We start from the raw sequence: 24,345 nt of genomic DNA, 5'->3' as shown, positions 1-24,345 counted from the left end.
CCTAGGCTCTCACAGGGAATTGATACTGTGGCCACCATCGACCGCAATTGAAGTCCCCGTTATGAATGAGGACGCATCCGAAGCAAGCAGCAATAACGCGCCATCAAGACTGTCGGGGTGCCCAAACCGTCGCTGCGGGATACGTTTGCGTAACGCAACGCCCGCTTCCGACTGAAGAAAGCCACGGTTCATGTCCGTTTCGATGTAGCCGGGCTCGATAGCGTTTACGCGGATATTATGGCGTGCCAACTCAAGTGCCATGGCCTCGGTGAGGCGTAACAGGGCTGCCTTGCTAGCGATATAGGCAGGCACCTGCTGCGCAACGCGGCGGCCTAAGATCGAAGCAATATTGATGATGCTCCCGCCGTCGTCCTGTTCGGTCATCTTTCGAGCGACCGCTTGCGCGACGTACCACGCCCCATTCAGATTAACGTCAATCACTGAAGTCCAGTCGACCGGCGTCATATCGAGAAGCGGTCTCGTTTTTGTCACACCCGCGTTGTTGACGAGAACATCGATAGATCCAAAACGCTCCACGACCTTGGTGAGTACGCCTTCGACCTGCTCTTCGCGTGTGATGTCAAGTTCGAAAGGCGCGACGTCGAGGCCTTGCTCAACCAGAGCCTCAGCCTCAGTCCTTCCCACTTCAATCCGCCGCCCCGCCATGGCTACACGCGCGCCTCTTCTAGCAAGCATGTTGGCAAAGTGGAGGCCAAGCCCTCCGAATGCACCAGTCACAAGTATGGTTTTGCCCGAGATGTCAAACAGAGAGTCGTTCATATATTCCGTCCAGCTGATATGGCGCCACATTCAGTCAAGCATTTGCGCGGCACGAGGCGCTTGATTGAACCTCGGGCAGGATGAACCTGCATTGAAAGAGTATCCAATCGGTGAGATGCATCCAGCCCCCCTCTCGGGGGGCGGTTGATACTTATGCACCTCTAGGAAATATGATTTGCCTACTCGGGTTGTATTCGACGGCTCGAGCCACGGCATCATATTGGCAGTGGAAAACGCGCGTTCGTTGACGACGTCCTCCAACAGGCACATCACCCGGTCGGTCCGCACCGTGAGCGCCTTTGACACGCCTCGCTTCGCGCCAACCCCAACGCCCGTTCCGGGCTTTCGTCGCGCAACCGCCGAAACATATCGAACGTGCTGCGTGTAGTCAGCGCCTTGTACTGGCTTCGCGCGCATCTGGTCGCGTCGACGCTCGCCGTCAACTCAGCGACAGGTTCGGAATGTTCACTAGCATCAACCTTGAAGGAGAATTGAACAGATGGGTAGCAAGCGAATCATCATCATTGGCGCAGGAGCAGCCGGGATCCGAATGGGCATCCGGCTGCGAGAAATGGGCATTTCGTCGTTCCAGATTTTGGAAAAAGGGGAGTCCGTCGGCGGAACCTGGCGTGATAACCGATATCCCGGCGTGGCGTGCGACGTGCCGGCGCAATATTATTGCTACCCCTTCGCTCCTAACACCGCTGTGACGAGCACGTTCGCGACAGGTGCTCAACTGTGGGACTACTTCCGAGACGTCGCGACACGGTTTGAGATCGACAATCACATTCGGTTCGGCGTTGACGTCATCGCCGCGGAATGGAACGAAGGGGAGTGGCTGCTCAATACTGCCAATGGCGAAACCATTCGGGCAGATATCGTTGTTGGCGCGGTCGGCCGGTTGCGCGTCCCACGCTTCCCCGTCATCGAAGGACTGGACGACTTCGCTGGCCCCGTCGTCCACTCGGCTCAATGGGATCCTGAGCTTTCCCTGAACGGCAAACGCATCGGGATCATCGGGACCGGCTCGTCCGCAGTGCAGATCGTGAGCGCGACCGTCGATGCAGCTGCGCACGTGGATCTCTTCCAACGGACGGCCCAGTGGGTATATCCCTGGCGCAACGAGCCAATCGATCCACATGAACTGGAGCGTGCCCGGTCGTCCGAGACCGAAGCGGCTCGCGCATATGGCAAGGCGCGCGAACGTTTCCAAGATCTGTTCGAGGGCATCGTCACGGAGGCCAACGCCTCCGCGCGCGACAAAGCATGTTTGGATGCGCTGAATGCGGTCAAGGATCCGGTCCTCAGGGCCAAATTGACGCCCAACTATGCCATCGGGTGCAAACGTCTGGTCGTTTCCGGCACATTCTATGACGCTATCCAGCGTCCGAACGCATCCGTCGTCACCGAGAGTATCACGCGGGTGGAACGGGACGGAATCCGGTTGGCGGACGGCTCCTTGCGCCCGTTGGACATACTCGTGCTCGCGACCGGCTTCCACGCGGACAGCTATCTCCGTCCTATGCAAGTGACGGGTGAGAACGGAATGACGCTCGATGATATTTGGGGAAAGGTTTTCCTGAACTACAAATCCGTTGCCTTGCCGTATATGCCGAACTTTTTCATGGTCAACGGTCCGTTCTCGCCGGGTGGCAGTATCTCGATCATCGAGATCATTGAGAACCATGTGAATTATGTGGCTCAGTTGATCGAAAAAGTGATCAGCGACGATGTCGAGATCGCGCCGCGTCTGGATAGCGCAGAAAAGTTCATCGACGACGCCCGCGACCGCGCGAAGCAGACCATCTGGTACACGGGCGGCTGTACAAGCTGGTATCTCGACGCAAGTGGCGTCCCTCTCGTCAATCCGCTCACAATGACGCAACTGGAAGAGACGATGCGCGACGTCGCCTTCTCAGACTTCAACGTCCGCTCAACCAGTGTGGAGGCCGCCTAGTGGAGCCCGTCTGCAAGGAGCGGGCGGTTGTCCTCGGTGGCGGCGGCGTCACCGGCATCGCTTGGGAGATCGGGGTGATCGCAGGTCTCGCCCGTTCTGGCATCGATGTTGTCGCAGCCGCGGATGTCCTGATCGGAACATCTGCAGGGGCCACCGTCGCCGCCCAGATCTCGTCGTCCACATCGGTATCTGCCCTCTTCCGCCGGCAGATTGATGGGAGCGTTGCAGCGGAGCCAGTCCTCGACCTCGACGTGCGCCAACTGATAGCCCGGTTCTCGGAGATTATGAGTTCCGAGCCGGATGGTGAGCGCGCAAGAGCAAGAATCGGTGCGCTTGCACTCGCTCAGGATCGAGTGCCCGAAGACGAACGGCGTCGCATCATCGGGAACCGTCTCCCGTCCCACGCGTGGCCGGAGTGGGGTCCGGAATTGTGGCTTACGGCGGCCGACGCCTTGACCGGCAAGCTTCGCGTTTTTGATAGGAACTCCGGTGTCAGCCTGGTCGATGCTGTCGCCGCGAGTTGCGCCATTCCTGTTGTCTGGCCGGCAGTGTCGATCGACGGGCTGCGGTATATTGATGGCTCGTTCCGGTCCGCTACGAATATTGACTTAGCCAATGGATTCGCTCGTGTGCTGGTCCTGCAGCCCATGGATTTAGGGGCAACGGCAGACGTCCGGACGTTGGAGGATAGGTCGGTCGTCCATCTAATACGACCGGATCCGGTTGCATCCGCCGCCATGTCCGAGTTCCTTGATCCAGCGGCGGCGGCCAAGAGCGCGAGAGAGGGCTACCGTCAGGGGCGCGCTGCGGCACCATCGCTGGGGCCCTTCTGGCTCTAAAGTCCTGAAAGTTGCCCGGCTCGGCCCGAGCGCGTTGGATGATCCGGGCATTTTGTTGGGCGTGGGATAGGCCGAGGGTAGGTCGACCTATCGGCGCGACGCTATCAAATACTTTTGGAAGTTAGCGATGAAACACACGCCATGCTCAGCGGAGACGATCATAGCGGCACCCAATCGACCGAGCGTGCGAGCACGGTAGAAAAGCTACGTACCGTGCCGGTGTGCAGATGCGCGGCGGTGTTCACCGCGCGAAGCGGGCTATCGATGAATCCGCTTTCGACGGCGCGAATATCACATCCGGCAATTTGTTTCAGCATGATGTCCGCATGAGGGATCGACTGCGAGGTCGCCGTCGTCAGCGCGTCGAGGCCCTGCTATCGGCGACGTTTGCGTTGGTCCCGTCACGCGATCTGGGGCAGCGAGCGGCGAAATGGCTTCGGTGAACTGGGCAAGCGTCCTGCAAGCCTTCGAGCGCGTCGAATGCCGTCACGCACGGGTCGACGGTGATGTATTCGTCGAGATTCTCTGCCGAGGATAGGCGTGGGATCGGCCCTTCCGCTGGTGTAAACGATGCTGCATTGCAGTTCAGGCAACTCCCACGCGCTTCGCATCGGAACATGCAGCTCAAGCGCCTGCTGCAGCTCTTCCTGCGCCGTGCAGCATAGACATCCGTTGGCGATCTCGGACTTTTCAGATGAGGCATGAGCCAGTCGTCGATAGAGCGCAGCCGAATTCGTCGATGGTGACGAGCGTGGAACCCACAAAGCTGCCGCCGCAGATAGCGCTTCAGCAACAACGTCGTGTCGACCGCCGAGGAAACCGGTCACGACATTCAGTTCGAGGTGCGGTACGAGTCCGATCATATCGCGAAAGGAGGCAGAAAGATTGCGTCAACTGCGTCGACGTGAATCCTGGCCGCGCCGTTCAGCGACTTGAACAAGTGCGGAAAGCGCTAACGGTGCGATTCACACGTCGCGAGCAACGATGATTCTCCGCTTGCGCCGCATTCGACGCTGGCCACCGACCTATAATCCGAATGCACTGACAATCACCGGCTTGCGCATCCTGTCCGCTTCGACATCCGACTCGCGCACCGGCGACGCAACCCATTGAGGATTCACGCATGTCACGAGACCCGATCGTCAATCGCCGCGTCGTGCTTCATTCGAGGCCCCACGGCACCCCTTCTCACGACAATTTCCGCCTCGACGAAGCGGCCGTACTCCCGCCCGCTGATGGCGAAGTGCTGCTTCGAACGCTCTATCTGTCACTGGACCCCTATATGCGCACGCGCATGAACGATACGGCTTCCTACGCGCCGCCCGTCGCGCTTGGCGAACCTATGGTGGGGGCGACTGTGAGCCGCGTCGTCGCCTCGAAGCATGCGCAATACGAGGTGGGCGACATTGTGCTCGCCCATGCCGGCTGGCAGGACTACACGCTATCGGACGGCGACGGTCTTGCGCGTATCGACGGCATCGAGCATCCCTCGCACGCACTGAGCGTGCTCGGCATGACGGGCTTTACCGCGTATTGGGGCTTGCTGAAGATCGGCGAGCCAAAGCCGGGCGAAACCGTGGTCGTGGCGTCGGCGAGCGGCGCGGTGGGCGCCGTGGTCGGCCAGATTGCAAAACTTAAGGGCGCGCGCGTCGTGGGTATTGCCGGTGACGCCGAAAAATGCCGCTACGTAGCGGAGCAGCTTGGCTTCGATGTCTGCCTTGACCGCCACGCGCCGGATTTCGCTGCACAACTGGCCACGGCCTGTCCGCAGGGCATCGACGTCTACTTTGAGAACGTGGGTGGCGCCATTCTCGAAGCGGTCCGGCCGCTGCTCAATGTGGGCGCGCGCATTCCGCTGTGTGGCCTGATCTCGCAATACAACTCAAGTGAAGCGCCAAAGGGGCTCGACCATTTGCCTGGCTTCCTCGAGATGCTCCTTTTCAAGCGCATCCACATCCAGGGCTTCATTATCGGCGACCACTATGCGAGCGACTACGACGAATTCTTGCGCGACATGAGCGCATGGGTCGCCCAGGGCAAGGTCAAGGTGCATGAGGATTTCGTCGAAGGACTGGAGCACGCGCCGCAAGCATTCCTCGGCTTGCTCGCAGGCAAGAACTTCGGCAAGGTCGTCGTTCGCGTGGCGCGAGAATAGCCTTCTGCGCGCCTCATTCTGACACGCTAACGATAGCCGGCACGTACTATCGGAATCCCTAAATGGAAGGTCCTGATGATCGCGTCCGATGGGCACTAGATTCTCATGACCCACGGCAGGATGTTCTCGACCGGCAAGCACCCGGTAGAGATGCTGCTGCCCAAGTACCACACGGATCAGGCCAACTTCGAAATCGAAATCGCAGCGCCCTGGGGGAAACCCAGTCAAGCTCGAGCTCTGGGCGATGCCGCAAGAGGACGATGCAGTGCAGAGCACGTATCACAAGTACCTGCCCAAGTCCAAACAACCGCTCAAGCTCGCAGTGTTCGTGCTGGGCGGGCATGATGAGCTCGCGGGCACTCCCCACTGCAAGGAGGTCAAGCAGGTGCTTGAGTGGGAGATGGATCTTGAGTCCATCGTCACGTTGTGCCACGGACCGTCCTGCCTGCCTTCCGCCGCTGTGGGATCCGCTTCCCGCGACAGCACATGAATGTGTGCAAGCTGCGGTGGCATTCGCCCGTGGGAACCACCCGGGCGAATGCAAGCGCATTTAAGGTTCAGACACCCCTCCCCGAACAGGGGGCTGCCATTTCGTTACGCGACAGCTAGCCTGCCGTATATCGTCAACGGTTGTCGCGACGCGCAAAGGCTGGAAGGAAAAATCTTGGGCTTATGCCCGTCGAGGGGCGCATCGCCCCAGCTGGCCGCGATACTGAGGGTTATGCGCGCGACGATACCGAGCAACTGCGGGAGATCCATCGATGTGCGACCCCCAGTCCCCCTCTGACACGCCACCGCAGCCCGGCAGACGTGAGTTTCTCCGGCGGATAGCGATCGTGCCCGCCTCCGTGGCGCTCGGCTCCTGTCACCCTGGTGACGATGCCGCATTGCAGTCGACGACTCAGGCAATCTCACTTGAGGACTATCGTCCGAAGTTTTTTTCGCATGACGAGTGGCCCTTCGTGCTCGCCGCTGTGGACCGGCTGATTCCATACGACGAAGAGGGACCGGGAGCAATCGACCTGAATGTGCCCATGTTCATCGATATGCAACTTGAGACGGGCTTCGGTTATGCCAGTCATTGGTACATGCACGGCCCCTTTCGCGCCGCATCACCGCTCTTCGGCTATCAATTTAGGCTCACGCCACGCGAGCTGTATAAGGCCGGCATTCGTGCGACGGACGAAAGATGCAGACGCGAATTCGCCGGCAAGCGGTTTGCCGATCTCTCGCGATCACAACAGACCGACGTGCTCGAACGCCTGGAATCCGGCGTAATGGCCTTCGAAGAAATTTCGTCGAGCGACTTCTTCGCATTTCTGCTTGCTAACACGAAGGAGGGCTACCTGTCAGATCCGATACATGGAGGCAACAAGGAGATGGGCAGTTGGAAAATGATCGGCTTCCCAGGAGCTCGAGCGGACTTTCTCGACTGGGTCGGTACAGGCACGCGCTATCCGTATGGCCCGATCGACATCGACGGTCGACCGGATTGAGGTGCGAATGCCCCAGATAACGAAGCCCGAAGTGGACGCGGTCCTCGTAGGCATGGGTTGGACCGGCGCTATCATGGGTATCGAATTGGCCGAGGCCGGCCTCACGGTCGTAGGCCTCGAGCGCGGCGAAAGCCGCGACACGAGTCCAACATTCGCGTACCCGGCCATTGCCGACGAGCTCACCTATATTCAGCGACACAAGCTGATGCAGAATCTCGCGCGCGAAACGGTCACGATCCGGCACTCGCCAAACGACGAAGCGCTGCCCTACCGACAGCCCGGAGCGTTCCTGCTCGGCACGGGCGTAGGCGGCGCCGGCGTTCACTGGAACGGCACGACCTGGCGCGCGAATGCGGCCGACCTGAAGATTCGCTCCCTTTACACGCAGCGCTACGGCTCACGGTTCATTCCGGACGACATGACGATCCAGGACTGGCCCTACACGTCGGAGGAACTCGAGCCGTACTTCGAGCGCGTCGAGGCCCTCATGGGTACTTCTGGCAAGGCCGGTAACCTGCGCGGCAAGATCGTTGGCGGCGGCAATCCGTTCGAAGCGATACGTCAACGTGACTACCCCTGTCCCCCACTCGCCGACAACTATCCTGCAACCCTGTTCAGGCGGGCGGCAAGTCAGGTCGGCTTCCATCCGTTCCCGATTCCTGCGTCCAATGCATCGATTGCGTATCAGAATCCGTATGGAATGCAACTTGGTCCGTGCAACTTTTGCGGTTACTGCGAGGGATTCGGCTGCTACATGTATGCAAAGGCGTCTCCGCAAACCTGCATCCTGCCCGCCCTGTTGGTGAAGCCAAATTTTGAGTTGCGCGATCGCTCCCATGTGACGCACGTCCAACTCGATTCGTCCAGCAGACGCGCCACGGGCGTAACTTATCTGGACGCTCAGGGCCGCGAGGTCTTTCAGCCCGCGCGCATAGTCGTGCTCTGCGCATTCCAGATGCACAACGTGCGCCTGCTGCTGCTCTCGCGTATCGGGACGCCGTACGATCCGGTGAACGGAAAAGGGACGGTCGGCAGAAATTTTGCGTATCAGAAGAACAGCGCAATATCGCTGTTCTTCGACAAGGATGTCCACATCGATCCATTCATCGGGGCCGGCTCGGGCGGCCAAGCATTCGATGACTTCAACGCAGATCACTTCGACCATGCCGCAGCGGGTTTCGTAGGCGGCGCGTATATCAGCGCCATGGTCACTGGCGGCCGCCCGATTGGGCAGACGCTGCTGCCCGAAGGCACGCCGAACTGGGGAACGCGGTGGAAGAAGGTCCTCAAGGATAGCTACCTCCATTCGTTCTCGATCGGCACGGCAGGCTCGGTTATGTCGTATCGTACCAATTACCTGGATCTCGATCCGACGTACCGCGACGCGTACGGCCTGCCACTGCTGCGCATGACCTTCGACTGGCACGACAACGAAATGCGCATGACCCGTTTTGTGACCGATAAAGCCGCGCTAGTCGCGCATGCGATGAAGCCGAAATCAATGTCGGTCCATGTCGGCAAGGTCGGCGACCACTTCGACACGCGGCCTTACCAGACGACACATACAACCGGCGGGGCGGTCTGTGGCAACGATCCCGAGACGAGCGTCGTGAACAAATATCTGCAATCGTGGGACGTGCACAACGTGTTCGTGACAGGTGCCTGTGCCTTTCCGCAAAACTGGGCCTACAACCCGACCGGCATGGTCGGCGCGCAGGCGTACTTCGCGGCGCGCGCGATCCGCGAAAACTATCTGAAGAGCCCGGGTCCGTTGCTTCCGACATAGGAAACGCCATGCGTGCGCCACGTACGAAGCTTGCTGGAATGTCATGCGGGCTGCTGCTTGCGCTATTCATGACAAACACCTCGCCACAATCCGGTAGGAGCGCGGGGGATGCCGAGCTTGTGACACGCGGAGCGTATCTCGCCCGCGTTGGCGACTGCGTCGCTTGCCATACGTCGCAGCGCGACCAGCCGTTCGCTGGCGGACTGCCAATGGCCACACCGTTCGGCACAATCTATTCGACGAACATCACACCGGATCCAACCCACGGAATCGGCAAGTACACGTACGACGATTTCGCGGCGGCGATGCGCGAAGGCATCGCGAAAGATCGACACCCGCTCTATCCCGCAATGCCTTACCCCTCGTTCTCCAAGGTGAGCGACGACGATATCCATGCCCTCTACGCCTATTTCATGCACGGCGTGCGCCCGGTCGATCGCGCGAATACCAAAACGCAACTGCGCTTTCCGTTCAATTTCCGCGCACTCCTCATGGGATGGAACCTGCTGTTTCGCCCTGACGGAATATATAGTCCGGACCCCACACGCGGCGCCGAGTGGAACCGCGGCGCCTACCTCGTGCAAGGACTCGCACACTGCGGCGCCTGCCATACGCCTCACGGCCTAACGGGTCAGGAGAAAGCCTTCGACGAGCGAGGTCAAGACCTATACCTCAGTGGATACACGCTCAGTGGCTGGCACGCGCCAAGCCTGAGGTCCGGGAAATTGTCTCAAGAGGACATGGTTCAATTTCTACGAACCGGGCGAACTCATGGCAGCGCCGCGTTCGGCGGTATGTCCGAAGTCGTGGAGAACAGTACGCAATACCTTTCTGCGGCCGATCTGTATGCCATTGCAGACTATCTAAACAGCCTCGCGCTTTCACGTGACTCGCATTCGATGCAAGCACAACCCGTTCATTCGAGTGGGCCGCGCGCGCCGGGCAGCGCAATCATCGCGCTGCGATCGGGTGCCGCACAAACAAACGGCGCGCTGTTGTACCTCAACAACTGCAATGCGTGCCACCGGTCAGACGGAGGTGGCGCGATGAAGGCATTTCCCGCCCTCGCCGGTAATGCTGTCGTCGTCACCGACGATCCATCGTCGGTCATTCATGTGATCCTGACGGGCTCGCGTATGCCGGGGACGGCGTCGGATCCCACGCCACTTGCGATGCCTGCATTCGGCTGGCGCCTTACCGACGCACAGGTTGCCGAACTCGCGACATTCATTCGCGGCAGTTGGGGGAATAGCGCTGGCCACGTGAGCGCTGCGGACGTCACATCCGTACGGCACCAGATCGACCCCGCCCAATTCAACCTCATTCGCGCGGGCGTCGCGAATGAGGTCGGCGACGAAGCCCGCGACCCAGTCGGGCGATAACATAAGGTGCCTTCCCAGGGTACGCAGGACCACGAACCCTACACGCGGCCGAAGAGCGGTTCGGTGCGAACTTATGTCTTTCGGTTCACCCTTCCTCAACCATCGGACGGTCATCATGCGATTCATCAGCTTCGTACGCGAGGGCTCGCGCGGTCTTGCCATCCGCGCCGTGGATGGGCAATATCTGAGCTCGACATGTCTCGACTCGGATTATCCCGGCGATCTCGATACACTCCTTGCCAGCGGCTCGGCGGCGTTGATGCAAGCCGGCCAGCAGCTGCTTTCGAGCGGTAAACCACTGCATCTATCCGACTGCACACTCCTTCCGCCCGTCACGCGGCCGGAGAAAATAATATGCGTCGGTCTCAACTATGCTGAGCACTCGCAGGAGGCCGGCTACGAAGTACCTTCTTATCCGACACTGTTCGCACGATTTCGCAGCAGCCTGATCGCGCACGGCGCAGCGATCCGCAAGCCTCCCGAATCCGATCAACTCGACTATGAAGGGGAGCTGGCCGTCGTGATTGTCAAGCAAGGGCGGCGCATAGGGCGAGACGACGCATTGAACCACGTGGCTGGATATACGGTCTTCAACGACGCGACCTTGCGGGACTATCAATTCAAGACGCCGCAATGGACGGTCGGAAAGAACTTCGACGAAACTGGCGCACTAGGCCCCGAACTAGTAAGCGCAGACGAACTGCCCCCTGGTGCAGCCGGTCTCAAGATTCAAACCCGCCTCAACGGCGCCGTCGTTCAGGAGAGCAATACGAAGGATATGATCTTCGATGTCGCGACGCTGATTGTCACCATCAGCGAAGTGATGACGCTCGAGCCCGGCGATGTAATCGCGACCGGCACGCCCGCAGGCATCGGCATGGCGCGCCAGCCGCAACTCTGGATGCGTCCAGGCGATGTCTGCGAGGTAGAGATCGAGCAAATTGGCATCCTCAGGAATGTCGTTGACGCGTCGTGATTCGAATCCAGACGTTAGGGGCGGCGCGGTTCGGCCCAGCGCGGGCTCGCCCCCACCGCAGTGCCTTTGAGAAGATTTCTCAAGCAGGCGGTCAACACAGCACCTCACTGGCCAGAATCATCGCGCCGAAATTGGCCGGCCGCGGGCGTCCTGCCGGACGAAACACTTCGTCGCCACGTTTTATCTGCTTGCGCGAAAGCACGCAGATGCCGCAGCGACTAGCGATCCCGCGTCGCCAGTATTGCTCGCCGAAATGCCGGACACCGGGTTCGACCCAGCGAACCATCAACGCGCTTCCGACGCATTCCAGCACCGTCACCTGAACGTGCGCAAACTGACGAAAGAATTCCGCCCTTGCCACCTCATCCAATCGTGAACTCGAGTCAAGCATGTCGCGCTCTCAAAACCGTGCTGTCGGATATGGTTCCTGGACAGACGCGCATGCGGGACGCGGTGAACTCTACCGTAGCAGCGCGCTACGAGGTCGCCGAGCGAGAACACATTTAGCGCGCAGCCAATCACCCGGCCGACCGCGGGACCGATCATCATTTTATAAAGTTGAAAGGTTCGATATACGACGGCCTATTGTCCATTCACCCTCATCTACGGAGCGGACGAAATATACCTGTCGTGTACACGAACCGCCCCAGCAGCAACGGTGGAAGCGATATTTCGACCGCCAGGAGATCGTCGGCAACGAACCGGCCGTTCGACCATCTCGCCGATGAGGTCGCGTGCTGAGATCGGGAAGCTCCACTGCTCCATCTCCTCGCAAACGATATACGAGCAACGCCCGACGAGTGCGCCAAGCGCGAGCGAAGATGGACAATTTCCTGCGCGCGGGGTGTCAGACTTCGCGCATGTGCTCGACCGACGGCGGACCGGCGAAGAAAGGCCCGGCTAGTTCGCGCCAGCGCTGGTAATCGGCCGTTGCACGAAATGCATCATGGCGTTCGACACTTTCCCATTGCACCATCAAACGGTAGTGCGCCGGTTGCTCGATGCCGCGGTACAAATGCGCGCCCTGGCAACCGGGCGCGCGCTCGATCAGAGGCTTCGCCTCGGCGACCGCTCGCTTGAACCCCGGCTCGTCGTTTTCCAGGATGTCGATCTCGGCAATCTCGAGAATCATGGTTGGTTACTCCAGCTTCCTCGATGGTCGCGCCGCTATTGAGGTTTTGGGTTCGAGGCAGATCCGGCCCGGTCCAGCGACACTCACAAAGCGGATGAGGCGGGCCGAGCGACGCGCATCCTGCATAGCTGTCGAGTTGACCCACGTCGCGAACACCCGTCTGATTGCCCGACGCTCGGGCCGCCTCGCGCAGCATTGCCACTCTCCCGAAACGAAACATGTGCCGCGATTCAGCTGCGCTCGTCGCGAGCGTCGTGGTTTCTCGAACGCCGACCTTCGGCGTAGTCAAATCAACCATAGCGCCAATCCGCGGACTGCTCTACCCCCTCTCCCGGGGGGGTGAAAAAGGACCGCCATGTTGTCATGTTGGCGAGGGCGACTATCTTGCCGGGAGCAATCTCGCATTTTTGCGCTGCGTCGCCCGAAAGCCGCCACCATTGCCGGGCCACACTCAGGAACTGCCATGATTGCCGAGATATCCCATGCCCTAATTCCATTCTTCTTTTCAATCTTGGCAGGTTACTTCGCGGGAAAGCGCAATGGGAACAACATGCCGATCGCGTCAATCAACAAGATGCTGGTCGACTACGCGCTCCCGTTTGCCCTCTTCGTCTATACCGCACGGATACCACGCGCACAGCTCGACAGCCACTTGATGCCTGTTGCAGTCATTGTGATCTTCATGCTGGCGCCGTACTTCGCTTCGCTTGCGTTGTCGAAGTATGTCTTTCACGTAGACCCGAGCCGCGCTGCCGTGCGAGCGGTAACGATTGGCATGCCGAATTTTGCGGCAGTCGGCCTGCCGCTACTCGTCGCCATATATGGCGAATCGAGCACATTGACCGTAGCGTTCGCGATTACAATCGCCTCTGTCGTGATGTCGCCGGCCTGTCTGATCCTGCTCGAGCGAGCCCGCGGCGCCAAGCCTCCCCGCCAGCCACAAACACAGCTGCTCGCTGCGGCGCTGCTCAACACCTTCCTGAAGCCTGTTGTCCTCGCACCGCTTGCGGGTATCACCTTCTCGCTGGTCGGAATCCGGATGCCTGACCTGATCGCCCAGTCGCTGGGCATCATTGGGGGCACGACGGCCGGTCTCGCGCTTTTCTCCACCGGCCTAATCCTCGCCGCTCTCCCGATCCGCCTGAACACGGAAGTGTTCGTCTCGCTGTTGCTCGGGCATGTCGCTCAACCGCTGCTCGCGTGGCTATGCGTGCTGGTTTTCTCCGTGCCCGCACCCATCGCCGGTCAGCTCGTGCTGCTGGCTGCGATACCATGTGGCTCGTTCGGCATCCTTTTCGGGCTTGCTTACGACATCGACGATACGACCGCGGGTTCGACACTGGTCGCATCGAGCATCTCGTCCGCGGTGACCCTGACGATCACCATCTATCTGCTGCGTTTCGTTTAGAGGCTAGGCACACGCGGCTTATTGGTCTCCGTTGCCTCCGACGACCCGCTGCCATGCAGCGGCCTGTTCGTCGCGCACTAGCTGCTCCGCGGCTGCGGGCTTGACCGTGCGATATGCTGGCGCGTCCGCTTCGACCGCCTCGACGATTACCTGGATCGTTTCGGCTGACCAGTGGTGGGATCACGGCGAGCGCGTGGTGGCCCACTGTCCTAGACGAGAGCTGACTCGCCACGATCAAGCTCGCATTGGACGGAACCTCGACCTCGAACCTTTCCAGGGGGAGGAGCACATACTCGTCTCGAGCCGCCGGCGCGGCAATGGAGTCGAGGATGCTGCACTCGCCGAGCTTTGCGTCAAGCGGCGCGTGCGGCTGCAAAGCAGCCACTACTTCGTCGCATGCCGTGTTGTCGCGGAGACAGATCTCCTGATCACGATGCCCAAGCGCTATGCCCGATTGCTCAATGACCTGTCTGGCGCCCGGAGACTGGTGCCCCCGTTCGATACGTCACTCGACGTCGATCTGTACTGGCACACAAACACGAATGCAGATCCAACCAATGTCTGGTTCCGGGAGCGCCTCGGCGACGCGCTAGCGCATGCACCAGGCGCCACTGCGCCGCCGACGGACCGCACGGCCGCCGACGCCGAGCAAGCCACAGGTCACCCTCTTAGCTCGCGCCTCAGGATCTTCCCGGTCGGCGTCTTCGGCAGATCATCCATGATCTCCACGATACGTGGATACTTGTAGGCCGCCATCCGTTCCTTGCAGTGCGTAGTCAACGCGTCGGGCGTCGTCTGCGCGCCGGGCCTCAGGCTCACGACGGCTTTCACCGTCTCGCCGCGGTAGCTGTCGGGTACACCCACTACTGCCGCCTCGCGGACCGCGGGATGCGTGTATAGCACGTCTTCCACTTCGCGCGGCCAGACCTTGTATCCGCCTGCATTGATCATGTCCTTCTTGCGGTCGACGAGATAGAACCAGCCCTCCTCATCCATGAAGCCAACATCGCCGGTGCGGAAATAACCGTCGACGATTGCCTTCGCGGTCTCCGCAGGCTTGTTCCAGTAGCCTGGCACGACCATAGGTCCTCGCGAGATGATCTCGCCGACCTCACCCGCTGGCAGGGCTCGCCCGTCTTCATCACCGATGTACGACTCAACGTTGAACACCGGCAGGCCCACCGCAAGGGTCCCCGACGAAGGATCGACGGGCGCCTCGCACCCAGCCGGCACGCAGTGCGTAGGCGAGCTCGTCTCTGTTAGCCCGTAACCGTTGTGAATGTACAGGCCAAAGCGCGTGCGAAATGCTTCGATGATGCTCGGCGGAATCGGCGCGCCGCCCGAGTAGACCCGTCGCATCGACGCCAGATGTTCGCGCGTGGCCTCGGGATGAGACATCAGTGCATTGAACGCGGTGATTGAGCCAATCGTGAATTCGGCGCGATGCTCGTGGATCGCGTCGAGGACCACGCCGGGTTCGAAACGGCATGCGAGGATCAGCGGCGCCGCACTGATAAAAGCCGCACCGATATGGCCGACTAGTCCAGTGATGTGGAACAGCGGCGCAATACCTAGGATCGGGCCACCTTCGCGCAACCCCATCCAGTCTCGATAGACCTGCGCGTTAAACGCAATGTTTCGGTGCGTGTTCATCGCACCTTTCGGCACGCCGGTCGTGCCTGAGGTGTAGACGAGCATCGCCACGTCGGCCGGATCGAGCCGAAGCTCCGGCGGCCGGTGGCCGCGATACGCGGCAATCACCGCCGACAAATCCACCGCTCCCTCCGCGCTCTGGCGCTCCATATTGGCAAAAAGCCGCGCGTCGTTGCGGCGCTGGTATTCGAACTCGGATGTCGTCATCACGGCCGGCTGTACCGCCGGCTCGCCGCGCGCCGATGTCTCGCCTTCGCGCGCGAGAAGTGGGCGCACAACGTCGGCGAAGAGCGACTCATGGCAGACGAGCATTCGCGCGCCGGAGTCGGCCAACAGCAGACGCAGCTCGCGCTCGCGATTCATCGGATTCACCGACACAGCAATCATCCCGAGCTTCCATGCAGAAAGCAACGCGATCACAAATTGCGGTATGTTCTGCAGATGAATTCCGACCCGGTCGCCGCGCACACACCCTCGCTCGCTCCATGCGCAAGCGAGCGCATCCGATTGCGCGTCTAGTTCCGCGAAGGTCAGTACGCCGTCGAAATAGAGTACGGCCGCTCGTTGCGGCGCCCGCGCGACGGCCGCTCGAAACATGCTCAGGGCGTCTGTGAAGATCGGCGAGATCGCCGCCGGATAGTCGGCTGCGTACATCGCGAGCCAAGGCTTGCTGTCATATGGCGTCATGGGTGCTCCAGAAAAGGGGGCGGCGAGGCATCGCTCGCACGACTCGCCGAATTCGCTCGACGCGCCCGGCCGCTGGCGGACGCCGGACGCAGTGGGACTGCGAAGCGAAAACAACCTATTTGATGACCACTGGATTGACCGGCGCGCCGCTGCCGTTGACGACCTTGAGCGGCGCGGCCGTATAGAGGAACGACCACTGGCCGTCGCCGTCGCAATCGGCGGCGAGCGGATCGAGCTGCGCGATCTCTGTGAGCGTCACCCCCAAGTTGCGCATAAGCGCATTGTGCAGCGGCAGCGCGACGCCCGATTCGGGGTCAATCGTTACCTCGTTCGCGATTGTGTCGGTCACCAGATTCGGAATCTCCATCTTCTGAAACCATTCGATTAGCTCGGGACTGTGGGTCAAGCCCGGCTCGATAAAATTACTGTAAAACTCGGCCTTGTCACGCTCGTAAAATGAGCCGATCCAGCCCGTGCGGATCACGAGGACGTCGCGCTTTTCTATGCGCACGCCCTGCGATTCGGCGGCTTCGAGTAGATCTCGGTGCGTGAAAGTTTCGCCCGGATCGAGAACATCCTTGCCGCGATGGCGCGCCATATCGATCAGGACACCCCGCCCGACTACACCTCGTTCCGCAATCGGCAGCACGCTCGCCTTCGACAGCCCGCCAATCGTCGATTTCGCATCGTAGCCGTTCCAGATCTGGTCGCCGTACCAAACGTGGCCGAGTGCATCGTACTGCGTAGACCCTTGCAGATACATGATCATCATGTCATCCGCATATTCGAGAAGCCCCGGAAACAGCGGCCCCTTTCCGCACATGTAGTGACCCTTGTCCATCACGTTCATGCGGCAGGCCTGGGAGCGTCCCGGCCAGACTGGATCGCCCTTCGGGTTGCCCATCTGGATCTGCAGCGTGAACGTCTTGCCAGATCGCACGGCGGCCACGCCACGCAGCACCTCCTCCCGGGTCAGATAGTTAAGCGAGCCGACCTCATCCTCGGGCCCCCACTTGCCCCAGTTCTTCGGCGAGTCACGCAGCAACTCCGCCATCTCCGGAACGTTTTTCGATTCCACTTATCGTCTCCTATAAATTTGCTGCATACATTTCGCAACACGAGCTTAATGGTGAATGACAGCTATGAAAACGGAATTCTCGAAGCAAATGTACTGTTTTTACGACACTCGAACGGCCGCGCACATACCTAGTACTGCTACGGTATTTAATTCGGATCGGGACCTAGTCTAAGATCGGTGCGATAGTGAAAAGCGCGATCACATTGGAGATCGATAAACATGACGGATCACGTCAGAAATTGCGCCCTCACTCCGATGCGCACGCGACGCGGCCCATAATCTCGCGCGGCGCGGACTCCCGGTTCGTGAGGCGCGTGCCGGGCTCGTTGTCCTGCAGGTGCGGCACGAACAGGTTCCACAAGCCCTCCTCACTCGCACGCCCCTTTAGGTCCTCCATAACGACACCGAATAGCGGCCTGCATGGACCTGGTCGTGCAATTGCCGGATGCGCGGGACGATCAGCTCGTCCATGAATGCGCGCACGCGGCCGCGGAGAGTCTCCACTTTCCGAATATAGCCAAAGGCCATTAGCGTTTCCTTGATTCTGTTCGATCAGAAGGCCGAGACACCGCCGTCGACAGCGACGATCTGCCCGGTCAGATAAGAATTTTCCTTCGCGCACATCATCAGCATCGTCGCGACAACCTCCTCGGGCAGGCCGAGGCGTTTCATTGGCGAGCCTTGTGCGAGGAATTCCTTCCGGCCGCCCATATCGCTCTCGGTCACCATCGGCGTTACGCTGTAGAACGGGCATATAGCGTTCACGCGGATCCCGCGGCGCGCATACTCCACAGCCGCAGTTTTCGTAAGCCCGACGACCGCATGCTTGGCTGCCGCGTAGGCAGCGAGTTTCGGTGCGCCGCCAATTCCGGCCACGGAAGCGACATTCAGGATAACGCCGCTCCCCCGCGCAAGCATCTGGCGGATCTGATGCTTCATACCGAAGAACACTCCCTTCACATTGACTGAGAGGCTCAGGTCCAGATCGGCTTCTTCGGTGTCGATCAACGCCCTCATCGGCAATGCAATGCCGGCATTGTTGACACCGACGTCGAGGCGCCCGAAGCGCTCGGCAGCCGCCCGCACCATCGAGGCCACATCGGCTTCCAAGCGAACGTCGCAACGACGCGCGATCACATCGGCGCCGGCCTCGCGCAACGGCGCAACAACGCGTTCGAGCCCATCCGTGTTCAGGTCACCAACAACAAGCCGCGCGCCCATTGCCGCAAGCTCGCTCGCCAGGAGCGCACCGAATCCGCTCGCGGCGCCCGTGATCATCACGACCTGCCCTGCATAGCTGTCAATCTTCATCGCGTCCCTCAGATCGTGAGGCCACCGTCAACGACAATACACTCGCCATTCGTATAGCTCGACGCGTCCGACACGAGATAGAGCGTAGTGCCCGCCATCTCGCGCGGCTCCGCGTGGCGGCGCCGCCGAATCCTCGACTCCAGTCTTCGTAGACCGTCGGATCCTCGAACAGCGCATGCGCAAATCTTGTTTTCGTGAGGCCCGGCAGAAGCGCGTTCACACGAATGCCGAACGGCCCGCATTGCTTCGGGAACACCCGCGTCATGTTGACGACGGCGGCCTTCGTAGTCGAGTAGATGCCTTGCCTGTCGCCGGACTGCAACGCGTTCACGGACGCGGTGTTGACGATCGCGCCACTGCGCCTTGATCAGCTTTCCGGCCTCGACTGACATGAAGAAGGAGCCTCGCATGTTCACGTCGACGGCTTTCTGGTAGGCGGCGAGGTCCGTATCGAGGATATGGCCGAAGTACAGATTCGCGGCCGCATTGTTAGCGAGAATGTCGAGCCGGCCATGCTTGCCGCGGATGTGCTCGAACGTGGTAGCGATGGCTTCCATCCGGCCTACATGGCGTGCGTGTGCCTCGGCGCCGCCGCCAACTGCAACGATCCTGTCGGCGACTGCCAGACAGTCGACGAGCTTGCGGCTCGACACGACCACATAAGTGCCCTGGTTTGCGGGCAATTTCGCGATTTCCTCGCCGATTCCCCGGCTCGAGCCCGTAACCAGCACACTTTTCCCAGACAGGTCGAACAGATCCGTTGCCATACTTCGCTTCTCCATAGTGCTTAATTCGTCCCGCTTCTCAGCGATGCGCGTCGATCATACGGACAGCCGCCTCGGCCAGCTGCCCGGTCATTTCACCGACACGCAGTGCCGCGTCGCTCGATGCGTTGGATTGCGGCGCGCGCGACTTCACGCCTTACGCGATCGCTGCGAGCCTGAAGAAGCTGAACGCGAGATAAAAATGCCAATCACGGATCAGTTTGATCCTGCGAAGCGCGCTATAGCGCGCGACGATACTCGCCCTTCATCCGGCACGCCAAGCGCGAACCGGTCCTGGCCCGCGAGCCCCGAATATGGCCCTCTGGAGGCAACCGCAGGCACATGCGGAAATACGCGAGATCCGCCAGCGGAGTGCCGAGCGTCGACAGTTCCCAGTCAAGCAAGGCCTTCACGCCATGGCCGTCGCGTTCGGACATGACGTTGTCGAGGCGGAAATCGCCATGCACGAACGTCGGCCGGCACGAAGCAGCGGGACGGGTCTTTGGCAGCCAGTCGATCGGCGTTTCCATCGCCTCGGCCCGTCCGGTCTCCGCTGCGCGATATTGCCTGGTCCATACGCCGATCTAGCTCATCACGTAAAACATGCTGCCGATCACGCTACGGTCCGCGCACAGTTGATACGGCTGTGCGACCGGCACCCTCGTGGCGAACAGCGCAGTCAAGATGCGGAATTCACAATCCACCGCATGCGCAGACTTCAGTAGTTCGCCCAGCGGTTGTCGCCGCAGCACATAACGGCCGCTGCGCGCACGCAAAAGGAAAGTCGGATTTGACTGGGCGCCGGCAAACTTCTCCGCATCGATCGGGCCTTCAAATCCGGGCACGTGGTCTTCCAGATAGCGTGTGAGGCGGGCAACGTCGAGTTGCTGGGGGTGTTCGTCATCGTCCCGCTCGTTCGTGAATGCATGAGTACATGTGTACATCGGCTCCGGTCAGCCGTAGGTCCGGAAGGCATGTCGTTCAGGTTCCTCCAGATGTGGGATCCCATTGAACGACGCCAAGTGGAACGCGTTGGCATTGAAGAAGAACTGAGACAGGCTGCTGTTCCGGATCTGCAGGTTCAGCGCGATCGCGCTCGACGGGGAAGCGGCGAGCACCTGCTGCAAAGTGACCGCGATCGGGCCGCCGGAGCTCACTGCCAGCACGTGCTGGCCGCCCGCGCGTTGGATTGCGGCGCGCGCGTCGGCGACGCGTTGCTGGAAGCCGGTCCAGGTTTCGGGTGCTAAGTCGCCCAGCTTGCCTTCCGACCACAGGTGCAGCACCTGCCGGAGTGCACGGAAATGCTCTTTCATCGAACCGGCCGCGAGGCGCGCGATTTCAGGGTAGTCGTGGGCGGCCGCCGCGAAGAGGCCGTGGAAGTCGTATTCGTTCAGGCCAGAATGCTGCTCGTAACGAATGCCCTCCCGGCCCATGCCGCGCAGTATCGCGTCCACTGTCTGCGCGTGCCGGTGCAGCGTGCCGCTGATCACGTAGTCGACAACGAAGTCCTGCTGTGAAAAGTATTCGCCGAGCCAGACGCTTTGTTGCTCGCCCGCCGCGGAGAGTCTGTCGTAGTTCTCCGCTCCGAACGACGCCTGCCCGTGCCGTACCAGATAGAGTTCAGCCATTGCATGCTCGCCAGTCGAGATTCCCCGAATATCGGACACACATACTTTCTCGAACGTTATTTCGAGAATAAAGCCTCTTCGACCGCGCGAGGCGTGTCTGCGTCGCTACTGCGGTGAAGCCAACAGCCTGCACGACGCATCCCAAACTCCGGATGTTCTCAAGTATCTTCATTTGGCTCGTCTTCAATCACTGCCCCTGGACAGGACGTTCGATCGGAAATCCGGTCCGCTGCGAAACGTGCAAATTGACGGCTTCGGCCGTCTGGCGAACGCCCGCTTGTCGCGTCTGCTGCGTACTCCGCTCGCAACCACGCGCACAGTGATCAAGTGTCCTGCATTTGGCGCCGCACACTAGCCCCCTGCATGGGGGGCCGGTGTAAAGATTTGATCATGGTATTTTAAAATCGTAGTGCTTATCTTACGAGTTCTCACACTCGATCGGAGACGGACGTGTAGGTGGATCCTCGAGCATACGTCGTCTTTCTTGTGATCACATGCGAAATTCCGATGCTAACTGGCGAGAACGAAGAATCCTTCCTCTGGTATGAACCGCGCGTCGCTTGCTCATCCGACGGTCTTTGCTCAATTGAGGTGTTGAGGTTCTTTACCCCCTGATCTCGGCAGGTACTAGGCGGCGTCAATCCGGCGGAGCTCGACGCGAACTTCTGCGGGGAATAGGGTGTCACTCATCGGTGCCTCTTCGACCACTGACCGGTGTCGCCGTCCGCCTCCGTGGTTACGTGCACTTCGCGCCTAAGCTACCCTTTCGAGAGCGGCCTCGTGCGCCGCAACATTCGCCGGCATTAGTCCACCTACGGCTCGATAAAGTAACCGCCCCCCTGTTTGGGGGGCAGTGCTTTGCCCCGCTTCCGGCTACACTGGCTTCCGGTATAGAAAATACCCGCGTATCGTTTAGGCTCCTCCGCCGCACTATTCACAGGCGGCTGCTATGTCAGTTCGAAATTCGTTCACGAATTGTTGCTTGCCAGCACGGCGTCGTGCGGCAACCGCGGGGCACGCCATTCACTAGCCGGGATTGGCACGACGAGAGGGATGATGAATTCCCCGCGCACGCTACCTCGGCGAATCTACTGTCTACAATTTCCGCAGATGGAAGCCTCGCCCAATGCGGTCGTTCGAGCAAGCGACTACGGCCAAAGCCGCACGGATGGGCGTATCGCGGAATGCTCTCGCAAGACGCCAGTTCTCGTGTGGAGACGGTGCTCGTCAGGCAATGCAGGGGCTCTCGGGTACTCGATACGAAGAGGAAAACTCAGGATTACAGTTGATGTCGCGAAATGATTTTCTGACGGATGCGAACATCGTTATTCTAGGTTGAATTCAGCGTCAATTAAACTCACCGGAGAGGGCTAATGGCTTACGATGACTACAAGTGCTTCCAGTTCGAATTTAATCGCGGCGTCGCTTTCGTCAGTATGAACTATCCTCCGTTCAATCTGCTTGATGGAGTTTTCTCCGCCGAGTTTGACCGACTTGGCCGTGAACTCGAGGCAGACGACGAAATCAGGGTTATCGTCCTTCAGAGTTCACTGCCAGAATTCTTCATTGCGCACTCTGGTCTTGCACGTGTCGCCGCAGCGTCGACTAGTGTCTCGTCGACGCGCAGCTTCCGTATGACGCAGACCATTGGCGAACGCTTTCGAAATATGCCCAAAGTGACCATTGCCAAGGTCGAGGGGCGTGCACGTGGAGGCGGTAGCGAGATCGCATTGGCCTGCGACATGTGTTTTGCTGCACGGGATAAAGCGATATTCGGTCATCCGGAGGCGGGAATAGGTCTGGTCCCGGGTGGTGGATCAACCCAACGGCTTCCTCGACTGATGGGGCGAGGTCGCGCACTTGAGATCCTGCTCGGCTGCCAGGATGTCTCAGCTGAAACCGCGGAAAGATACGGTTATATCAACCGAGCATTGCCCGACGATGAACTCACGCGGTTCGTCGAAGAACTGGCATACAGGATCGCGGGTTTCCCAATTCATACGCTAGGTCATATCAAACGTGCGGTGGACCGGGGCGCCGACGGGCAACTCTCCGAAGGGCTCTTGGTTGAAGCTCATGAAGCTGATCTTTGTGTCGCAAACCCAGTCACCCAGGCTCGCGTCAAGCTTGCGATCCAGAGCGGCTTCGAAACGTATCCACAGGAACTTGATATAGAGGAGTTGATCGGCAGGCTTCCACCCGCTCAGTGACATGCCGCGTCGAAAGAAGGCCCACCGCCCCCCAAGCGAACAGGTCGTCCCCGCCCGTCGCTCAGGCGTCGCGGATGAACCGCTAACGCCCACGCGGGTTGGGCACGCCTCGGCCGAAGCCTCGCGCCCCGGCGATGGCGGCGTGGCTGGCGCCGAACTCCTCTGTGCGCCACCCTTGAGCGTCGTATTGGCACGCATTGGCGACCGAAGGTGGTTTTCTCTGCGGGGCTTCGTTATGCGCAGGAGTGACGATGGCGAGCATGACGGCTTCGGTATCGATATCCTCATAACTACTATTTTTTTTACCGCTCGGCTCTCGCCAAAAGTTGATCAATGGAGCAACGCGTCAGCCAGCGCCCTCCTCGCTTAGCGACCGATCCCCGTCGTCCACCCTCTCTCGCGTGCGGACAGCTTTCGGGTGGCTTCCGTGGATGAGTACAGTCGCATGAAGGGTCGGTCAGACGCCCGCACCGCAGGAAAGACATGCGACTCTCACCTCTCGCCGTGGGAACCGCCATCCGAACCGACCAAGTCACCGGAAACTGCACGAGCGTAGTTTGTGCTCAGGTCGCTGGTGTAAGTCTAATGCCCGACCACGATCTCGACGACTTGCGAGTCCGCAACTGCGCCGCTACTGAGCTCCCAGTGCTAGCGTCGTTCTCCGCGTAGATCCCACTGGCACAATCAGTCGGGCAGGAAGATGCGGACCGCTGACACGTAATGGACCTTGTGTTCGCTGGCAAGATGTAGTTGAAAACCGTGGAAAACTCTTCGCTTCAGTTGATTTTGGGTTTACCCGCTCACTCCGGCCAAGGAAAGAGACCGAACATTCGCCCACCCTCTAACTCACTCAAAAAGCGACGCATTGTCTCGACGCAGGGTCGCTCACAGAGGATGCCATCGATGCCATAGGGATTCGTGTACCAAACGAAACCGTCTCGCTTGTCATAGATCACAAAGTGTTGATGAACCTTCACTGATCGTCCAGCCAGGAGTTCGTCGGTCATCTTCTCGGGCGTGATGGTGTTCTGCTCGCCGGGGCTCTCGTAATCACCATGTGTCATCTCTGTCTCTCCGGTTGCTTTGGATACTCTGTCGCCGAA

At 60.1% G+C, this 24,345-nt stretch carries 22 protein-coding genes and 4 pseudogenes; 11 read left to right on the top strand and 15 right to left on the bottom strand.

Annotation, left to right across the window (positions count from 1 at the left end; genetic code table 11):
• Positions 1-9: 9 nt before the first annotated feature.
• Positions 10-780 carry an SDR family NAD(P)-dependent oxidoreductase gene (locus AC1Z32_RS40390; RefSeq protein WP_483484448.1) on the bottom strand — a complete coding sequence of 257 codons (771 nt, stop codon included), beginning with the start codon at positions 778-780 and terminating at the stop codon, positions 10-12.
• 499 nt (positions 781-1,279) lie between these two features.
• Here AC1Z32_RS40390 and AC1Z32_RS40385 point away from each other — a divergent pair, with 499 nt between their 5' ends.
• Together AC1Z32_RS40385 and AC1Z32_RS40380 are read left to right on the top strand one after the other, a co-directional pair.
• Complete coding sequence (locus AC1Z32_RS40385) at positions 1,280-2,737, top strand: flavin-containing monooxygenase (protein WP_483484447.1); 1,458 nt, start codon at positions 1,280-1,282, stop codon at positions 2,735-2,737.
• Positions 2,737-3,576, top strand: coding sequence for a patatin-like phospholipase family protein (locus AC1Z32_RS40380; protein WP_483484446.1), 840 nt, complete (start codon positions 2,737-2,739; stop codon positions 3,574-3,576). Before AC1Z32_RS40385 ends, AC1Z32_RS40380 begins: the two co-directional genes overlap by 1 nt.
• A gap of 158 nt (positions 3,577-3,734) precedes the next feature.
• Here AC1Z32_RS40380 and AC1Z32_RS40375 read toward each other — a convergent pair whose 3' ends face one another.
• Entirely contained in the window at positions 3,735-3,893 is a 159-nt protein-coding gene (locus tag AC1Z32_RS40375; RefSeq protein ID WP_483484445.1) for a hypothetical protein, read from the bottom strand.
• Positions 3,894-3,977: 84 nt separating this feature from the next.
• Entirely contained in the window at positions 3,978-4,439 is a 462-nt protein-coding gene (locus tag AC1Z32_RS40370) for a GTP-binding protein (RefSeq protein WP_483484444.1), read from the bottom strand.
• 260 nt (positions 4,440-4,699) lie between these two features.
• Between AC1Z32_RS40370 and AC1Z32_RS40365 the strand changes: the two genes are divergently transcribed.
• The 6 genes from AC1Z32_RS40365 to AC1Z32_RS40340 all read left to right on the top strand — a co-directional run bounded on the left by AC1Z32_RS40365 (position 4,700) and on the right by AC1Z32_RS40340 (position 11,371).
• Complete coding sequence (locus AC1Z32_RS40365) at positions 4,700-5,731, top strand: NADP-dependent oxidoreductase (protein ID WP_483484443.1); 1,032 nt, start codon at positions 4,700-4,702, stop codon at positions 5,729-5,731.
• Positions 5,732-5,975: 244 nt separating this feature from the next.
• Positions 5,976-6,221 (top strand): hypothetical protein, encoded by a 246-nt coding sequence (locus AC1Z32_RS40360; protein WP_483484442.1) that lies wholly within the window; start codon positions 5,976-5,978, stop codon positions 6,219-6,221.
• 346 nt (positions 6,222-6,567) lie between these two features.
• Positions 6,568-7,227 carry a gluconate 2-dehydrogenase subunit 3 family protein gene (locus AC1Z32_RS40355; RefSeq protein WP_483484441.1) on the top strand — a complete coding sequence of 220 codons (660 nt, stop codon included), beginning with the start codon at positions 6,568-6,570 and terminating at the stop codon, positions 7,225-7,227.
• A gap of 7 nt (positions 7,228-7,234) precedes the next feature.
• Positions 7,235-9,013, top strand: coding sequence for a GMC family oxidoreductase (locus AC1Z32_RS40350; RefSeq protein WP_483484520.1), 1,779 nt, complete (start codon positions 7,235-7,237; stop codon positions 9,011-9,013).
• A 209-nt stretch (positions 9,014-9,222) separates the two neighbouring features.
• Positions 9,223-10,395: a c-type cytochrome gene (locus tag AC1Z32_RS40345; protein WP_483484440.1), complete on the top strand. Its 1,173-nt coding sequence runs from the start codon at positions 9,223-9,225 to the stop codon at positions 10,393-10,395.
• 115 nt (positions 10,396-10,510) lie between these two features.
• On the top strand, positions 10,511-11,371 hold the full coding sequence (locus AC1Z32_RS40340) for a fumarylacetoacetate hydrolase family protein (RefSeq protein ID WP_483484439.1): 861 nt from the start codon (positions 10,511-10,513) through the stop codon (positions 11,369-11,371).
• A gap of 91 nt (positions 11,372-11,462) precedes the next feature.
• Here the strand turns inward: AC1Z32_RS40340 and AC1Z32_RS40335 are convergent, their stop codons facing one another.
• Together AC1Z32_RS40335 and AC1Z32_RS40330 are read right to left on the bottom strand one after the other, a co-directional pair.
• Positions 11,463-11,762 (bottom strand): DUF3331 domain-containing protein, encoded by a 300-nt coding sequence (locus tag AC1Z32_RS40335; protein WP_483484438.1) that lies wholly within the window; start codon positions 11,760-11,762, stop codon positions 11,463-11,465.
• Between the two features lie 456 nt (positions 11,763-12,218).
• Positions 12,219-12,503, bottom strand: a complete 285-nt coding sequence (locus AC1Z32_RS40330; protein ID WP_483484437.1) for an antibiotic biosynthesis monooxygenase family protein — start codon at positions 12,501-12,503, stop codon at positions 12,219-12,221.
• Positions 12,504-12,966: 463 nt separating this feature from the next.
• On the opposite strand from AC1Z32_RS40330, the gene AC1Z32_RS40325 reads away from it, so the two are divergent.
• On the top strand, positions 12,967-13,911 hold the full coding sequence (locus AC1Z32_RS40325) for an AEC family transporter (RefSeq protein ID WP_483484436.1): 945 nt from the start codon (positions 12,967-12,969) through the stop codon (positions 13,909-13,911).
• Between the two features lie 106 nt (positions 13,912-14,017).
• Positions 14,018-14,659, top strand: a complete 642-nt coding sequence (locus tag AC1Z32_RS40320; protein WP_483484519.1) for a LysR substrate-binding domain-containing protein — start codon at positions 14,018-14,020, stop codon at positions 14,657-14,659.
• Here the strand turns inward: AC1Z32_RS40320 and AC1Z32_RS40315 are convergent.
• From AC1Z32_RS40315 to AC1Z32_RS40275, 9 genes and pseudogenes are all read right to left on the bottom strand, one after another.
• Entirely contained in the window at positions 14,572-16,251 is a 1,680-nt protein-coding gene (locus AC1Z32_RS40315) for a class I adenylate-forming enzyme family protein (RefSeq protein ID WP_483484435.1), read from the bottom strand. The two genes, AC1Z32_RS40320 and AC1Z32_RS40315, sit on opposite strands and share 88 nt — an antisense overlap.
• Positions 16,252-16,366: 115 nt before the next feature.
• On the bottom strand, positions 16,367-17,329 hold the full coding sequence (locus tag AC1Z32_RS40310; protein ID WP_483484434.1) for a cyclase family protein: 963 nt from the start codon (positions 17,327-17,329) through the stop codon (positions 16,367-16,369).
• Positions 17,330-17,579: 250 nt separating this feature from the next.
• A pseudogene (locus tag AC1Z32_RS40305) lies at positions 17,580-17,857 on the bottom strand (acyl-CoA dehydrogenase); the annotation flags it as partial.
• A gap of 24 nt (positions 17,858-17,881) precedes the next feature.
• On the bottom strand, positions 17,882-18,640 hold the full coding sequence (locus AC1Z32_RS40300; protein WP_483484433.1) for an SDR family NAD(P)-dependent oxidoreductase: 759 nt from the start codon (positions 18,638-18,640) through the stop codon (positions 17,882-17,884).
• A gap of 8 nt (positions 18,641-18,648) precedes the next feature.
• A complete protein-coding gene (locus tag AC1Z32_RS40295; RefSeq protein WP_483484518.1) occupies positions 18,649-18,882 on the bottom strand; it encodes an SDR family oxidoreductase in 234 nt (77 codons plus the stop codon).
• Positions 18,837-18,971: pseudogene (locus AC1Z32_RS40290) on the bottom strand (SDR family oxidoreductase); the annotation flags it as partial. The pseudogene AC1Z32_RS40290 and the gene AC1Z32_RS40295, both read right to left, overlap by 46 nt.
• A 43-nt stretch (positions 18,972-19,014) precedes the next feature.
• A pseudogene (locus tag AC1Z32_RS40285) lies at positions 19,015-19,407 on the bottom strand (SDR family NAD(P)-dependent oxidoreductase); the annotation flags it as partial.
• A 37-nt stretch (positions 19,408-19,444) separates the two neighbouring features.
• Positions 19,445-20,348: pseudogene (locus AC1Z32_RS40280) on the bottom strand (phosphotransferase family protein).
• Positions 20,349-20,357: 9 nt separating this feature from the next.
• A complete protein-coding gene (locus tag AC1Z32_RS40275; RefSeq protein ID WP_483484432.1) occupies positions 20,358-21,032 on the bottom strand; it encodes a histidine phosphatase family protein in 675 nt (224 codons plus the stop codon).
• Positions 21,033-22,405: 1,373 nt separating this feature from the next.
• Here AC1Z32_RS40275 and AC1Z32_RS40270 point away from each other — a divergent pair.
• Positions 22,406-23,242 carry an enoyl-CoA hydratase/isomerase family protein gene (locus AC1Z32_RS40270; protein WP_483484431.1) on the top strand — a complete coding sequence of 279 codons (837 nt, stop codon included), beginning with the start codon at positions 22,406-22,408 and terminating at the stop codon, positions 23,240-23,242.
• An 800-nt stretch (positions 23,243-24,042) separates the two neighbouring features.
• Here AC1Z32_RS40270 and AC1Z32_RS40265 read toward each other — a convergent pair.
• Positions 24,043-24,306, bottom strand: a complete 264-nt coding sequence (locus tag AC1Z32_RS40265) for a hypothetical protein (RefSeq protein WP_483484430.1) — start codon at positions 24,304-24,306, stop codon at positions 24,043-24,045.
• Between the last annotated feature and the right edge of the window lie 39 nt (positions 24,307-24,345).

The sequence above is a fragment of the Caballeronia sp. 11_S32 genome (assembly GCF_056930355.1).
Note: the sequence above shows the minus strand (reverse complement) of the source record. Positions and strands in the feature narration are given on the sequence as shown.